The sequence below is a fragment of the Christensenella massiliensis genome (assembly GCF_040409835.1).
GTDB classification, from domain to species: domain Bacteria; phylum Bacillota; class Clostridia; order Christensenellales; family Christensenellaceae; genus Christensenella; species Christensenella massiliensis.
Genome location: NZ_CP117826.1, coordinates 708,577 through 724,576, shown reverse-complemented (window position 1 = coordinate 724,576; position 16,000 = coordinate 708,577). Strand labels below are relative to the sequence as shown.

Annotated in this window: 13 protein-coding genes; 11 read left to right on the top strand and 2 right to left on the bottom strand. The window is 48.8% G+C overall.

Translation table 11 applies throughout. The annotated features are described in order from the left end of the window. Positions 1 to 54 precede the first annotated feature (54 nt). The 11 genes from PUP29_RS03500 (at position 55) to PUP29_RS03450 (ending at position 14,022) form a co-directional block, all read left to right on the top strand. Complete coding sequence (locus tag PUP29_RS03500) at positions 55 to 1,443, top strand: glucose-6-phosphate isomerase (RefSeq protein ID WP_079547200.1); 1,389 nt, start codon at positions 55 to 57, stop codon at positions 1,441 to 1,443. A 38-nt stretch (positions 1,444 to 1,481) separates the two neighbouring features. Next, on the top strand, positions 1,482 to 3,389 hold the full coding sequence (gene glgB / locus PUP29_RS03495) for a 1,4-alpha-glucan branching protein GlgB (protein ID WP_079547201.1): 1,908 nt from the start codon (positions 1,482 to 1,484) through the stop codon (positions 3,387 to 3,389). Then, a complete protein-coding gene (locus tag PUP29_RS03490) occupies positions 3,386 to 4,591 on the top strand; it encodes a glucose-1-phosphate adenylyltransferase (protein ID WP_079547202.1) in 1,206 nt (401 codons plus the stop codon). Before glgB ends, PUP29_RS03490 begins: the two co-directional genes overlap by 4 nt. Further along, on the top strand, positions 4,591 to 5,718 hold the full coding sequence (gene glgD, locus PUP29_RS03485) for a glucose-1-phosphate adenylyltransferase subunit GlgD (protein WP_079547203.1): 1,128 nt from the start codon (positions 4,591 to 4,593) through the stop codon (positions 5,716 to 5,718). The genes PUP29_RS03490 and glgD overlap by 1 nt, the downstream gene beginning before the upstream one ends. A 5-nt stretch (positions 5,719 to 5,723) precedes the next feature. Then, on the top strand, positions 5,724 to 7,148 hold the full coding sequence (glgA, locus tag PUP29_RS03480) for a glycogen synthase GlgA (protein WP_434542802.1): 1,425 nt from the start codon (positions 5,724 to 5,726) through the stop codon (positions 7,146 to 7,148). 185 nt (positions 7,149 to 7,333) lie between these two features. Next, a complete protein-coding gene (locus PUP29_RS03475; protein ID WP_079547205.1) occupies positions 7,334 to 7,636 on the top strand; it encodes a hypothetical protein in 303 nt (100 codons plus the stop codon). Positions 7,637 to 7,857: 221 nt separating this feature from the next. Then, positions 7,858 to 10,302: a glycogen/starch/alpha-glucan phosphorylase gene (locus PUP29_RS03470; protein ID WP_079547207.1), complete on the top strand. Its 2,445-nt coding sequence runs from the start codon at positions 7,858 to 7,860 to the stop codon at positions 10,300 to 10,302. 16 nt (positions 10,303 to 10,318) lie between these two features. Next, positions 10,319 to 12,325: a glycoside hydrolase family 13 protein gene (locus PUP29_RS03465; protein WP_079547208.1), complete on the top strand. Its 2,007-nt coding sequence runs from the start codon at positions 10,319 to 10,321 to the stop codon at positions 12,323 to 12,325. A 46-nt stretch (positions 12,326 to 12,371) separates the two neighbouring features. After that, positions 12,372 to 13,025: an HAD hydrolase-like protein gene (locus PUP29_RS03460; protein ID WP_079547209.1), complete on the top strand. Its 654-nt coding sequence runs from the start codon at positions 12,372 to 12,374 to the stop codon at positions 13,023 to 13,025. Beyond that, a complete protein-coding gene (locus PUP29_RS03455) occupies positions 13,022 to 13,594 on the top strand; it encodes a LytTR family DNA-binding domain-containing protein (RefSeq protein WP_079547210.1) in 573 nt (190 codons plus the stop codon). Before PUP29_RS03460 ends, PUP29_RS03455 begins: the two co-directional genes overlap by 4 nt. A gap of 5 nt (positions 13,595 to 13,599) precedes the next feature. Then, positions 13,600 to 14,022, top strand: a complete 423-nt coding sequence (locus tag PUP29_RS03450) for a DUF3021 family protein (RefSeq protein ID WP_079547211.1) — start codon at positions 13,600 to 13,602, stop codon at positions 14,020 to 14,022. 42 nt (positions 14,023 to 14,064) lie between these two features. Here PUP29_RS03450 and PUP29_RS03445 read toward each other — a convergent pair whose 3' ends face one another. After that, positions 14,065 to 15,453: an MATE family efflux transporter gene (locus PUP29_RS03445; protein WP_079547212.1), complete on the bottom strand. Its 1,389-nt coding sequence runs from the start codon at positions 15,451 to 15,453 to the stop codon at positions 14,065 to 14,067. Then, positions 15,453 to 15,902, bottom strand: coding sequence for a MarR family winged helix-turn-helix transcriptional regulator (locus tag PUP29_RS03440; protein ID WP_079547213.1), 450 nt, complete (start codon positions 15,900 to 15,902; stop codon positions 15,453 to 15,455). The genes PUP29_RS03445 and PUP29_RS03440 overlap by 1 nt, the downstream gene beginning before the upstream one ends. Between the last annotated feature and the right edge of the window lie 98 nt (positions 15,903 to 16,000).

Genomic DNA, 16,000 nt, shown 5'->3' with positions numbered 1-16,000 from the left:
AATGGCCGGAAACGGCTTCAAAATATTTGAAAATAACAAAACGGAGGATCAGAAATGAAGATCGATTTTAACCACATGCTTGTTCAAACGATCGGAGAACATGGAATTGAGGAGCAGGATATACAGAAAATGGCGCTGAAAATCCCGCAGATCCATCAGAACATGTGCGCAAAAAAAGATGCTATGGCGTGGCGCAGTCTGCCCTATAATCAGGCCGCGGTCGTTGCGGATATCAAAAAGGAAGCGGAGCGCATCAACGCAGGCTTTGAAAACTTTGTCGTGCTCGGAATCGGCGGAAGCGCACTTGGCTCAAAGGCATTGTTTACCGGCATCAAGCATTTGAAATATAATGAACTTCCGCGCGAAAAACGCGGCGGCGTACGCTTTTATGTAGTCGATAATGTAGACCCGGATGGGATCAACGCATTGTTTGATGTGATCGACGTAAAGAAAACGTGTTTTCATGTGATCACCAAAAGCGGAAATACGGTAGAGACGATGTCTCAGTTCATGATCGTTCTCGGTAAGCTGAAAGAAGCGTTGGGAGACCGTTTTCAGGAGAACATCATCTTAACAACGGATAAGGAAAAGGGGATACTGAAAAAAATATCCAATCAATACGGATTCAAGACGTTTACCGTGCCGGACGGCGTCGGCGGACGCTTTTCCGTATTATGTCCGGTCGGTCTTCTTTCCGCAGCTGTACTCAACATTGATATCGAAGCGCTTTTTGCGGGCGCACAGGAAATGGACGAGGCATGCACCAAAGAAAACCTTTGGGAAAATCCGGCCTATATGTATGCGCTTCTTTATTGCGCGGCAATGAAAAAAGGCGCCAATATTTCCGTCATGATGCCATACGCAGACGGACTGCTGAATATGGCGGAGTGGTACGCGCAGCTATGGGCGGAATCGCTCGGAAAACGCTATGGAAATGATGGAAGCATCGTCAATAAGGGGCAGACGCCGGTCCGTGCGCTTGGCGTGACCGATCAACATTCCCAGATACAGCTTTATACGGAAGGGCCGTTCGATAAGGTGATCGCGTTTATCGATGTGGAAAAATTCCATACGGAGCTTAAGATTCCGCAGGCGCCCATCGATATGCAGGACGCATCTTATCTGCAGGGGCAGACGATCAATAAGCTGATCGCTTCGGAGATGCGCGCAACAGAATATGCCGTCACACAGGCTGGCAAAATGAATATGCGTATCACGCTTTCGGAAATGAATGCAAAAGAGATCGGAGCCTTATTTTTCTTCCTTGAAATGGCAACTGCCGCAGCAGGGGAATTTTTGGAGATCGATGCATTCGACCAGCCGGGCGTAGAGGCGGGCAAGATTGCGACTTTCGCTCTGATGGGACGGGATGGATATGAGGAAAAGGCAGCGGAGCTGAATCAGGCTTCGCAGAAGGACGAGAAATTCGTTTATCAGGTGTAAAACGTTGTCGGGGATATTGAAAAAGGACGGTGAGCACGATGAAAGAGAGCTATCAGGCGTACTTGCCGGAGTATGACATCTATCTGTATAATACCGGGGAAGCGCAAAGGGCATACGAGTTTTTTGGATGCCACTATATTCCGAAGCTTCGTATGCACCGTTTCTGCGTGTGGGCTCCCAATGCAAGGAGCGTGAGCGTCGTAGGGGATTTCAATGGCTGGGACATCGAAAAGAACCCGATGGAGCCTTGGAAAAATGGCGTATGGACTGCATTTATCCCCGGCCTTGCAGATGGAGATAATTATAAATACTTTATATACGGATATGACGGCAGCAAGGTCATGAAGGCCGATCCTTTCGCATTCCATGCGGAGGTTCGGCCGAATACGGCCTCTAAAGTTTGGGAGCTCGGCGGATATGAATGGCATGACTCATCATATATGAAACGCCGGCTCAAGAAGAATATATTGAAAGACGCCGTATCCATCTATGAGGTGCACATTGGGTCGTGGCGCACGAAAGAGGGATATCGCTTTCCGAGCTTTCGGGAGGTGGCAGATGAGCTGGCTGACTATGTGAGCGATATGGGCTATACGCATGTGGAGATCATGCCGGTAGCGGAATATCCCTACGATGGGTCATGGGGCTATCAGATCACCGGCTTTTACGCCGTCACATCACGCTATGGAACGCCTCAGGATTTCATGTATTTCGTAGACAAGCTCCATTCGCGCGGGATCGGCGTTATTATGGACTGGGTTCCCGGGCATTTCCCGAAAGACGAACACGGACTTGCAAAATTCGACGGCACACATTTATATGAGCACGAAAACGTTTTGCAGCGGGAGCATCCCCAGTGGGGAACGCTGATCTTCAACTACGGCCGGCCGGAAGTGGTAAGCTTTCTCGTATCGAACGCCATGTTTTTTATGGACAAATATCATATCGATGGCCTGCGGGTAGACGCAGTCACCTCCATTCTGTATTTGGATTATGCGAGAGACGGCTGCTTTGTTCCAAATGAGGAAGGTGGGAACATCGACGGCCATGCAGTAGAGATGCTGCGCCGGATGAACAGTACGGTGCTGACAAATTATGCGGGAGCCATGACCATAGCGGAAGAGAGCACGGCTTACCCGATGGTCACAAAACCCCCGTATGACGGAGGCCTTGGCTTTACGTTCAAGTGGAACATGGGATTTATGCACGATACACTCGATTATATGAAAATGGATCACTATTTCCGGCAGTTCGAGCATAACAAGATATCTTTCTCCATGTATTATGCCTTTTCCGAGAATTATATCCTGCCTTATTCGCACGATGAAGTCGTGCATGGGAAAAAATCGATGGTCGATAAAATGTTTGGGGATTATTGGCAGAAATTTGCGTCGCTTCGGGCACTTTATGCCTTTATGTTCGCACATCCCGGAAAGAAGCTGATGTTTATGGGGGATGAATTTGCGCAATTCATAGAATGGGACTATAAAAAACAGCTTGATTGGTTTTTGCTGGAATACGATTCCCATGCGGGCATGCAGAGGTTCGTGAAGGACCTGAACCATATTTATACCGCATATTCTGCCCTCTATGAGCTCGACGACAGCTGGGATGGCTTTCGGTGGCTGAATGTAGACGACAGGGAGCAGAGTACGTTTGCCCTTATGCGTATGAGCGGGGAGGAGGCAGTCGTGTGCGCCGTTAATTTTACTCCTGTCGTGCGGGAGGATTACAGAATAGCGATGCCGCAGAGAGGGAGCCTTGAAAGGCTGATCTGCAGCGACGATGAGATCTACGGCGGTTCGGGCGTGATGCCGGATAAGAAGCTTCAGACGGAAAAGCTTGCCTTAAACGGCATGCCGTACAGTGTAAAAATAACGCTGCCGCCGCTTGGAGCAGTGTACTATCGGTTCACTTTGAAAAGCAAAGGGGATGGGAAAAGATGATTAAAAAGAAAAAATGTATCGCAATGCTTTTGGCCGGAGGGCAGGGAAGCAGGCTCGGGGTTCTCACCAAGCACCGTGCCAAGCCAGCCGTTACCTACGGAGGAAAGTATAGGATCATCGATTTTCCGCTTTCCAACTGTATCCATTCGGGCATCGATACGGTCGGCGTTCTGACGCAGTATGAGCCGCTCGAGCTGAATGCATATATCGGAACAGGCTCACCATGGGACCTCGACGGGATTACGGGAGGCGCTTTTGTACTGCCGCCGTATGTGAAAGGCGAGCGGGGCGAATGGTATTCCGGAACGGCAAATGCGATCTATCAGAATATCTATTTTATCGAGCAATATAATCCGGATTATATCCTCGTGCTATCGGGCGACCATATCTATAAAATGGATTACAGCCAAATGATCGAAGCGCACGAGGATAACGAAGCCGATGCGACGATCGCCGTGATCGAAGTACCGATGGAAGAGGCGGCACGGTTCGGTATCATGAATACCGATAAAAATCTTCGTATCGAAGAATTTGAGGAAAAGCCGAAGAAACCGAAAAGCAACATGGCATCTATGGGCGTTTATGTTTTCAGCTGGAAAAAGGTGCGGGAATATCTGATTGCAGATTCGAAAGATGAAAGATCGAGCAACGATTTTGGAAAAAATATCATTCCTGCTATGCTGGAAAACGGAGAACGTCTGTTTGCCTATCCCTATAAAGGATATTGGAAAGACGTAGGAACGATCGATTCCCTGTGGGAGGCCAACATGGAGCTGCTGCACGATGAGCCGGGGCTCAATCTTTACGACGACGCATGGCGCATTTTTTCGCGCAATCCGAATAAGCCGCCGCATTTTGTCGACCGTGGGGCGAAGATTAAAAACTCTCTTATTTCAGAAGGATGTTATATTTATGGAACTGTAGAAAATAGCATCCTTTCGGCAGGTGTCATAATAGAAAAAGGGGCGGTCGTACGGGATAGTATCATTATGCAGGAGACGGTGATTGGAGAAAAAAGCAAGGTGCTGAAAAGTATCGTGGACGAAGAAGTCTCCGTAGAGCCGGGTGCTGTCGTCGGCGGAAAAGGCGAAATTACGGTGGTGGGCCATAAGGCGGTCATACGGGCCGGAGCGAGCGTTGCGGCCGGTGAAAGCGTGGCTGCAAAGAAAGTGATCAAAAATACGGCAGGAGGTGCTTCCTGATGCTTCGGAATACATTTGGTTTGATTTATGCGGGAGAACAGAATATCAATCTGCGTGAGCTCGTTTATCTTCGGACGGTTGGGGCGCTTCCGGTAGGGGGACGCTACCGGGCGATCGACTTTATTCTTTCCAATATGGTCAATTCGGGGATACGAAATATCGGTGTGATCGCGCAGCGTTCCTATCATTCCTTGATGGATCATCTCGGCTCCGGAAAAGAATGGGACCTCTCCCGGAAAAACGACGGGCTCTTTATTTTGCCGCCCTTTTCCAGTTCGGAAAATATGGGGACCTACCGCGGTGTAGTAGATGCGATCAAGGGCGTTATGAGCTATATTACGCGTTCTAAGCAGCAATACTGTATTTTGTCCGGCTCCTATACGATCTATAACCGGACGTTTGATGATTTGGTGGAATATCATCTCGATAACGGGGCGGACATCACGATGCTGTACAACGAAGACGAGGCGGACTATTTCCGGGGAGAACGCTATAACGACGTCCGGTTGCATCTGAATGACGAAGGAAGAGTCGTTGATTTGGAAATAAACGCAGCCGCGAGCGATTCGCGGAAAGTAGGAATGGATACCTATGTAATGCGGAAAGATCTTCTGGAATATCTGGTGGAGGACTGTGTATCGCGTGGAAAATATAATTTCGTCAGTGACCTCCTAATGGGGAATCTGAGCCGGATCAAGATCATGGGCTATGAGCATAAAGGCTATGTAGGACGTTTGCACTCGGTTGCTTCATACTATAAAATCAATATGGATTTTCTCGACCGTAGTGTTCAGGACCATCTTTTCAACGGAGACAACCAAATCTATACGAAGATCAAGGATGAGGTTCCGGCAAAATATGCAAAGACCTCTAATGTTAAGAATTCGTTGGTCGCAAATGGGTGTATCATCGAGGGGGAAGTGGAAAACAGTATCCTGTTCCGCGGCGTATATGTCGGAAAGGGTGCAAAGATAAAAAACAGTATTATTATGCAGAACAGCGAAGTATACAATAATTCGGACCTTGAATATGTCATCCTCGATAAATCCGTCAACATCCGGCAGGGAAGAAGGCTGATCGGAGATGAAGTATTTCCGGTCATTATCCGCAAGGGGGCGATCGTATGAGCAAACTGAAAGTATTGATCGCAGGAGCAGAGGCAACGCCCTTTGCCAAAACCGGAGGGCTTGCCGATGTGATCGGGGCTCTTCCGCGGGCGCTTTGTGCACAGGGGATAGACGCGCGTGTCATATTACCCAAGCATAAGACGGTTAAAGAAAAGTACGGGGATCGGCTGCGCGTGCTTGCAACGATGAATATCCAGCTTGGCTGGAGGACGCTGTATCTTGGTATTGAGACGATGGAGCTTGAAGGCGTCACCTATTATTTTATCGACAATGAATATTATTTCGGCTGGTGCATTTATAAAGGCGGCGAAGCGGAAGCGGAGCAGTATGCGTATTTTTGCCGTGCTGTGCTTGAAGCGCTTCCGTTTCTCGGATTTGAGCCGGATATTATCCATGTCAACGACTGGCATACGGCAATGATACCGTTTCTCATACGCACCCAATATCAGGGAAGACCGCAGGGAAATGTGAAAACGGTGCTCACGATCCACAATCTGCAATATCAGGGGCAGATATCCTTTGATTTTGCCAAAGATATTCTGGGGGTGGAAGACAAATATCTTACGCCGGAATATGTGGAAGCGTACGGCAGCGCCAATATGATGAAAGCAGGCATCGTCTTTGCCGATAAGATCACGACGGTAAGCCCCTCCTATGCACAGGAAATACTCGATCCTTATTATGGACGTGGTATGGAAGGGATCTTGCGGGCGCGCAGCAGCGATTTAGTCGGTATTTTGAATGGGATAGATACAAAAGAGTTCGATCCGGAGCACGACGCTCATTTGAAATACCGCTATGCGCCAAATGACCTCGGCGGGAAATACCACGATAAGGAAGAACTCATGCGGGAACTCGATATCAAAGTGCGTCCCAGCATGCCGCTTATCGGAATGGTAACGCGCATGACAGAGCAAAAGGGGCTTGATCTTGTGCGCGCAGTGCTTGAGGAGCTTCTATATGAGAATGTGGCGTTTGTGCTTCTCGGCAGCGGCGAAGAACAGTATGAAAGCTTTTTCCGTTATATTGCGGATAAATATCCGGATAAGACGGCAGTATGCCTTGGATACAGCGATCCGCTCGCGCACCGGATCTATGCGGGAAGTGATTTTTTCCTAATGCCATCAATGTTTGAGCCATGCGGGATCTCTCAGATGATCGCTCAGCGCTATGGAACGCTGCCGATCGTCCGCGAGACCGGCGGCCTGCGAGATACAGTCATACCCTATAACATTTATACGCGGGAAGGCAACGGTTTTTCGTTCACAAATTATAATGCGCATGATATGCTGAATACGATTTGGTTTGCTTTAAATGTTTATCAGGATAAGGCAAATCTGGCGGAGCTCATTCGGAAGGCAATGGCGGCCGACAATAGCTTTGACCGGTCTGCAGCGGAATACATTGCACTGTACCGTATGCTCTTATAGCAGGCGAAAAGCCGGGGATAAGACCAAAATAGAGTGCTCGCGCGGATGGGAACGCAGCATATTGACGAAAAAACATTTTTTTAATACAATATATTGTAAATCCGGTGTGACGGCTGCAATGCAGCGTATGCAGGCAGGACGGTCTTGCCGGGCAGGATTCTAAACGACACGAAAGGAAGAATAGATTGGAACATACAAAAGATGAGGCTGGAGGCTGTTGGGGCAATATAGGCGAAAAACGCGGGGCAGGTCGGGAAGCGATCGGCGAGATAGCGCGGGAGCTGGAGCAGGAGCAGCTTTTGGAAGAAAAGATAGATGAAGCGATCCATGTAGATGATTATACGATCCCGGAGGAAGCCGAAAATGAACCGGCAGTCCGGGCGGCAGAGGAAACGGAAGAAATATTTGCCGTTTTGGAACGGGCGTCCGATCGTTTAGCTGAGGAAGAAGAAGAAATATTCAGCGTATTGGAAGAGGATGCCTCCTGAAAGTAAGATGCAGCGACGGGAAAATACATGGGAAAGAGGCGAAGGCGCCGGAGCTGAGAACAGCTGCAGAACGCCGTGGAATAGGGAAGAAATGAGGAAAACTGCCGTTTTCGGCAGTTTTTCTGTACGTAAAATTATTGTGAATAATCGTATTCCCGCGAGGGTATATGATATAATATTGACATGATTGCTGAAAGCAGGATAAACAGGAGGTTCTTATCATGGCCGATCCTATCGTAAAAAAAGAAGAGATCAAGGAGCAGATTCTGGGCAAGCTGAAGCGGCATTTTGGCAAGACACTGGAAGAAGCGACGAAAGACCAGATTTATAAATCGTGTGCACTTTCTATACGTGACGTGATCGTGGAAAAGTGGACGGACGCCAATAAGCAGGTGCTCAATCAGGGACTGAAACGCCTGTATTATTTATCGGCAGAATTTCTGATGGGCCGTGCGCTCGTCAATAATATGATCAACCTGCATCTTTTAAAGGATTATCAGGAAGTTTTAAGTGATATGGGGCTCAGCTTGGATGACATCGAAGAGCAGGAAAGAGATGCGGGGCTCGGAAACGGCGGTCTCGGGCGTCTTGCGGCATGCTTTTTAGACTCCCTGTCTACGCTCGATCTTCCCGTGACTGGCTGTAGCATCCGATATGAATATGGATTATTTAAGCAGCGCATTTTAGACGGCGAACAGGTCGAGGTGGATGATAACTGGCTTGAAGCGGGAAATGTGTGGGAGATCCCGCGCCCGGAAGAGCAGGTGGAAGTCCGTTATGGCGGCGAAATAGAAGAGATATGGACGGAGCAAGGCCTTAAGATCGATCATAAAAATTATTACAGCGTGCTTGCGATCCCTTATGATTATCCGGTCATTGGATATATGAGTGAAATGCCCGCAACGCTTCGCTTGTGGAGCGCAAAAGCCAAAACAGGGCTCGATATGCATTATTTCAACCGGGGCGATTACGCCCGTGCTATGCAGGAACGGGAACTGGCCGAGGTCATTTCCAAAGTGTTGTATCCGGAGGATAATCATGAACAGGGGCGGCAGCTGCGCTTGAAGCAGTTTTATTTCTTTACATCCGCGACGATGCAGCACATGGTGCATAAGCATAAGGCGAATTACGGAGATCTTCACACGCTGCCTAACTATTTTACAGTCCAGATCAATGACACGCATCCGACGCTTGCCATTCCAGAGCTGATGCGTATCCTTATGGATGAGGAAGGTATGGGCTGGGACGAAGCGTTTGACATTTGCAGCAGAATATTCAATTATACCAATCATACGATCATGTCGGAAGCGCTTGAGTGCTGGGAAGAAGAGATGTTCCGGGAGCTTTTGCCGCGTATTTATGAGATCATCAAGGTAATAAACGATAAGTTTTGCAGTAAGCTATGGGACGTATATCCGGGACAGTGGGATAAGATCAGTAAAATGTCTATCATTGCGTATCATGAAATACGCATGGCGAACCTATGTATCGCCGTATGCAACAAGGTGAACGGCGTTTCCAAGCTGCACGGGGAAATATTGAAGGCGCGCACGTTCCGGGATTTTTATGTGGTATTTCCGGATAAATTTTTGGGGATCACGAATGGTATCACCCATAGAAGGTGGCTTGCAAAGGCAAACCAGCCTCTTACACAGCTTCTTGCAGACCATATTGGAGACGGCTTTCTAAAAGATTACAAAGAGATGGATAGGATTGCAGACCTTCTCGGCGATGCGCGCTTCCTCGATGATTTCATGGAGGTCAAGTACCGGAATAAGGTGCGCTTTTGCGAGCACCTGAAAAAGAAGCAGGGGATCGAGATCGACCCGGATACGATATTTGATGTGCATGCAAAACGGCTGCACGAATACAAAAGGCAGCTTTTAAAGGCGCTCCATATCCTGCATCTGTATAATTTGAAGAAGGAAGATCCCGCGGTCCACATAGAACCCTGTACGTTTATTTTCGCGGCGAAAGCATCGCCGGGCTATGTGCGGGCAAAAAATATCATACGCCTCATTCTTGCCGTGGCAGAGCTTGTCAATAACGATCCGGCAACCAAAGGCGTGCTTCAGGTAGTATTCGTAGAAAACTACAGCGTATCCGAGGCCGAGCTCATGATACCGGCGGCGGACATCAGCGAGCAGATTTCTACGGCAGGACTGGAAGCATCCGGAACGGGCAATATGAAGTTTATGATGAACGGCGCCGTTACGCTTGGAACGATGGACGGCGCAAATGTAGAGATTTATGAAGCGGTAGGAGAAGATAATATCTTTATCTTTGGTGCGACAGAACGTGAGATCAGCCGAATGGAGCGCTATGGAACCTATAAACCGGGAGAGTATTACGAACAAAATACGGATTTGCGGCTCGCGCTCAACCGCCTGATCGACGGAACGCTTCATATCGCGAATGACCGCCAGTTTTCTGATTTATATCATTCTTTGCTTTTCGGAGATATGGACCGTGCGGATAAGTATTACCTGCTGTATGACTTTGCGTCCTATTCGCAGGCATACGAGCGGGCAGTCGCCGCCTATCGGGACAGAGAACGCTGGAAAAGGATGGCGGCGACGAACACCGCGAAATCAGGCGTATTTTCATCCGACCGGACGATACGGGAATATAACGATAAAATATGGCACCTGCGGGAATTGACCTGACGCAGGAGGGAGAGGTATGCAGGAGATCGATTTCTCAAAGCAATTGATGCATGATTCGGCCGAGGAAATATACCGGGTACCGCTTGGAGCAGTCGCCGCCGGAACAGCGGTACGTCTTTCGCTTGCGGCGTATGAGCTGGATTTTAAAAAGGCCTATTTGATACTGATGACAGACGGAATGGAAGAATCGGTCGAAATGCGGCAAACCGAGAACGGATTCTGGCAGGCGGAGTATACGGCGCCGGATATACCGGGGCTCGTTTGGTATTGGTTTCGTATCTGCTTAGACGAAAACTGCAGTATCTATTATGGCGCCCGTTCGGGATATACAAGCGGTACGGGAGAGGTCTACCGGAATCCGCCGCCGCCGTTTCAGCTTACGGTATATGATGGAGCATTTACAACGCCGGATTGGGCAAAGAGGGCGAATTTGTATCAAATTTTTCCGGACCGGTTTGCACGGGATGAGAGCGATACGTTCCGCCGCGGGGCAGACTATCACCGCAGTCTTGGCCGGAACGTCCTTGTGCATGAGGACTGGAATGAGCCGGTGCTCTATGAGGCGATAGAAGGACAGGAGCATTATGAACCATGCGATTATTATGGCGGAACGCTCCGCGGGATCATGGAAGCATTGGATGAGCTGTGCGGCATAGGAATCACTGCGCTCTATCTTAATCCTATCGTAGAGGGAGCCTCCAACCACCGCTATAATACGGGGGATTACAAAAAAGTAGATCCGATCCTTGGAACGGCAGAGGACTTTGAGCAGTTAGTACGTGAGGCGCATAAGCGGGGAATACGAGTGATACTCGACGGCGTGTATTCCCATACGGGGGATGACAGTGTCTATTTCAACAGATATGGACGGTATGATTCCATAGGAGCCTATCAGAGCAAGGCGTCGCCTTACTATTCATGGTACCGGTTTACAGACTATCCGAATGAATACAAATGCTGGTGGGGCTTTCAGACGCTTCCGGAGGTGTGTGAAACGGAGCCGGAATGGATAGATTTTGTGATCGAAGGAGAGCAAAGCGTATTTTCCACATGGCTCGCGCACGGCGCAGACGGCTTCCGGTTGGATGTGGCGGACGAGCTGCCGGATGAAACGATCGAAAGAATGCGTGTGAGCCTCAAGCGGGAAGCACCGGACAATTTTCTGCTCGGAGAGGTTTGGGAAGATGCGACAACCAAGCAAAGCTATGGAAAGCTCCGAACCTATGCGCTGGGTAAAGGACTTGATTCCGTCATGAATTATCCGCTTGCAGGTGCGGTAACGGAATTCCTGCAGGGGAAAAAGAATGCGTGGGAGTTCAAACGTTTTTTAGTCGGGCAAAGCCAGAATTATCCGCGCGAGATGTATTACTGCCTGATGAATCTGCTTTCCAGCCATGATATCGCCCGCATACGGACGGTCCTTGGAACGCGGATCGACGCGCGTTCTCTTTCGCGCGAGCAGCAAGCGCATTTTGTCGTATCGAAGGAACAGGATGAATATGGTGCAAGACTGCAAAGACTCGCTGCAGGCATCCAGTTTTCGCTGCCCGGGATGCCTTGCATTTATTATGGGGACGAGACAGGCATGCATGGCCTGCTCGACCCGTTCAATCGGGGTCCTTATGAAGTGCGCGACAGAAATATGAAGGAATACTATAAAACATTGGCGCTCTTGCGGAAAGAAAACGACGCATTCAAAACGGGCTGCTGTATATTTTATGTACAGGAGGAAAACGTTTTGGGTATTCTGCGTTATTGTGCGGAGGGAAAAGACGCGTTTGGAATGCCTGCGCGGAACGGCCTGTTTTTGACATTGATCAATCGGGGAAAAGAAACGCGCCGTGCAGCAATAGACCTTTTTGCGCGGGAAGAGCTGATGCCGGAGAAACACCGCTTGATTTTTCGGGAGTTGGAATTTGAATGCGCTGAATGCAGGCTGACGGGAGCAATATATCCCGTTCGCGAAGGGCTTGTGCAGGCCGAGATCCCGGCAGAAGGCATCAGAATATTAGAGATCAAATAAATAAAAAGAGAAGAACATAAAACAACGGGAGTGGAGACAAACGGGCATGAAGTATAGGACGGTATTATTTGACTTTGACGGCACTTTGATGGATACGAGCAGAGGAATATTGTATTGCGCAAAAAAGACGATCAGTGATTTGGGATTTGAGATCCCGGACGACGCAGCTCTGCGCAAATTCATAGGGCCGCCGCTGAAGCTTTCCTTTATGGGGGTATGCGGGATGGATGACGAGCAAGCTACGCGGGCAGTACAGCATTATCGGGAGCGCTATGCGGAAAAAGGCATGCTGGAGGCGGATATCTATCCCGGTATGGAGAAATTGCTGAAAAGCTTGGGTGAAGGAGGAGTGACCTGCGCAGTCGCGTCTGTCAAAATGGAAAAGATCGTACGGAAAACGTTGGCCCATTTTGGATTGACCGATTATTTTGATGCGATCTGCGGCGCACCGGAAGATGTCAATATCAAGGGGAAAGAGGCGATCGTCCGGGAGGCGGTCTCGCGTACTGATTCAAAGCCGGAGGATTGCCTGCTCGTTGGAGACAGCGATTATGACGCAAAGGGGGCAGAAGCCGCAGGGATCGATTTCTGCGCTGTACTTTGGGGATTCGGATTCAGTAAAATGGAAGATGCGGCGCAGTTTACCTGCCGGTATATTGCGGAAGATGTTCCGACGCTTGAGCGGTTTCTGCTGAAATGATAAAGCAGGAGACGATAGACCTGCCGGAATATGCAACATACAGCGCGCGCAATGCAGCTTGCGGAAAATGCATTGACGCGCGTTTTTTTATTTCCTATACTCAAAAGCAGGAAAGGAGAAACGACATGAAAATAACGCTCGATATCGATCCGAAGTATCTGCAGGAGGAATTGATCGTCCGTTGTCCGGAAATAAGCGATGAGCTTTCAAAAATCATTGCGCTTGCGGGCAGTACGCAAAAAAAAGTTGTCGGCAGCCGGGAACGTCAAACCTTTCTGCTCGAGCCGAAAGATGTTTACTATTTTGAAAGTGTGGATGATAAAGTATTTATCGCCACAAGAGATGAGATATACGAATGCGCACTCAAGCTATATGAGATCGAAGAGCGGTTTCCGAGAACAGATTTCCTGCGCGCAAATAAGTCTACGATCATTAACTTGGCCAAAGTACGCAGCCTGAACCCGGTTTTGAATGGGAAGATAGAGGTAGTATTGGAAAATGGAGAGAAGCAGATCATATCCCGGCAGTATGCTCCGATACTAAAAGAAGCGTTAGGACTGGAAAGGTGAAAGAAATGAAAAAAGCGATTCGTTTGTTTGTAACAGTATTGATCACCGCGTTTTTGATCGCATTGACGATCAGTACGGTCATAACCTGCGCCTTAGGCTGGGATGCAGTACTGATCGTTGAAATAAGAAATGACCTGCTCCTTGCGTTGTTCATTGCATGTGTGCAGCTGTTATGGGTAGGCTCCGATAAGAACAATAAAACCTATATCATACGTACAGTGATTCACTTTGCCGTATTGATGACAGGCTGCACCCTGCTTATGGTATGGTTCGGCTGGCTTCCGTTGGGGAATTGGCTTGCCCTCTATTACGTGACCTTTACGGCGCTCTATGCTGTTATCTGGCTCATTATCTGGAATTTGAACCGGAAGAAATGGAAAGTGCTGAACCGGAAGCTGGAAGAATATAAAAAGAATATACAGGAATAGAGAAAGGATGGCTCAGACCTCCTTTCTCTATAAAACCAGCCCTTACAGGCCGGAGGCCTTCGCCTGTTCCAGTCGCTTCATAGCTCTCATCTCTTTTGAAACGAAAAGGACCGCGACGAGTGCGGCGATTCCATCGGCAACCGGACCGGCATACATCACGCCGTCTATCCCAAGAAAGATAGGGAGGATCAGTACGAGGGGGAGCAGGAAAATGATCTGGCGTGTCAGGGAAAGCCAAATTCCTTTTGTTGCCTTTCCAATGGAGGAAAAGAAGTTGGACGTAACTGGCTGAATGCCGTTTACAAAGGTAAATAAAAGGAAAATACGGAAGCAGCGCTCGGCAAAATAGAAATACTCCTCGCTGCCGGAACCGAAGATGCTGATGATCTGGCGCGGGAAAAGCTGAAACGCAAGGAATGCACAGATAGAGATAATAGTGGCAGCGGTAATCGCTTTGCGGTATGTCTCGCGTACGCGGCCATATTTTTCCGCCCCGTAGTTGAAGCTGGAAATAGGCTGAAGCCCCTGCGCGATACCGATGATGATGGACATGAAGATCATATTGACTTTCATAATGATCCCTACAACGGCAAGCGGGATCTCGCTTCCATAAACCGACAGAGCTCCATAATATGTAAGAACATTATTCAGAGCGATCTGAACGACCATCATAGCAAGCTGATTGAAGCATGCGGCGGCGCCAAGCCCCATGATTGCACGGCTTTTTTTCCATGTTGCACGGAACGCGCTTTTTTGGAGACGGACGGTTTTAAAGCGGACAGTCAGATAATATGCCGCCAATACGGCGGAAGCGATCTGCCCGAGGATCGTCGCCCATGCCGCCCCTGCGATCCCCATTCCAAAACCAAAAATAAATAAGGGATCGAGTATCGTGTTGATGACGGCACCCGTCAGCACGCAGGCCATAGAGAATTTCGGACTGCCATCCGCGCGAATCAAATTGCTCGCTCCGGTCGAAAAAATCAGAAAGGGAAATCCCAAAGATGTAATGCCTGTGTATGTAAGCGCATATTCAAGGACGTCTGGCGTTGCGCCGAAAGCATGCATCATTGGATCCAGAAAAATACGTACGACAACCATGAGGGCGATACCGCATGAGATGAGCAGGATGATTGCGCAGCCGGCGAATCCGGCCGCTTGCTTTTCCTTTTTTGCCCCCATGGAAAGATTGAAATTAGCGGCTCCGCCAATCCCGAGAAGCAAAGCGATCGCCGTGCATACCGTCGTCAGAGGAAAAGCGACGTTGGTAGCAGCGTTGCCGAGCATTCCGACACTTTGACCGATAAAGATCTGGTCCACGATATTATAAAGAGCGCTCACGAGCATGGCGATGATGCTTGGAACGGCAAATTTGATGAGCAGTTTCCCCGGCTTTTCTACACCGAGCGGGTTACTGGACGTTTGCTCCATCATCGCGCCTCCTTTTCCGGTGAGAGAGCGTTTTCTACCATTTTTGCGAGTTGCCCGCGCAGACTGGAAAGCTCTTCCGGCCGAAAATCCCTGAGCAGCACTTTGTCCCAGTCCTCAAAGCTTTCGAGCAGGAGAGGGATCGCTTTATGCCCGCGCTCAGTGAGAAAAAGGGAAAAAGAACGCATATCGCCCGTATCTTTTTTTCGCATCACAAATCCGCCGTCTGCAAGTTTTTTCACAGCGCGTGTTACCGCTGCCTCATCGATAGACAGCATGGCCGCAAGGCAGCGCTGATTGATCCCTTCGTTTTTTGAGATATGAATAAGAAAAAGATGATCCGAAGAGGTGAAGCCAAACGGCTGCATTCTTTTGTTGATGTATTTCTGTGCCGCGCGGTGAAGAATGGCGATATATCTGCCGATCCGTTCGACATAATCTGCATTTTCCATAGAAGCCTCCTAATAATTGATAAGTCAATTATTAAGATAGCGGAATATAATTGACAAGTCAAGCAAAAATAAAATACAAAATAACGTTCTTTTAAAAA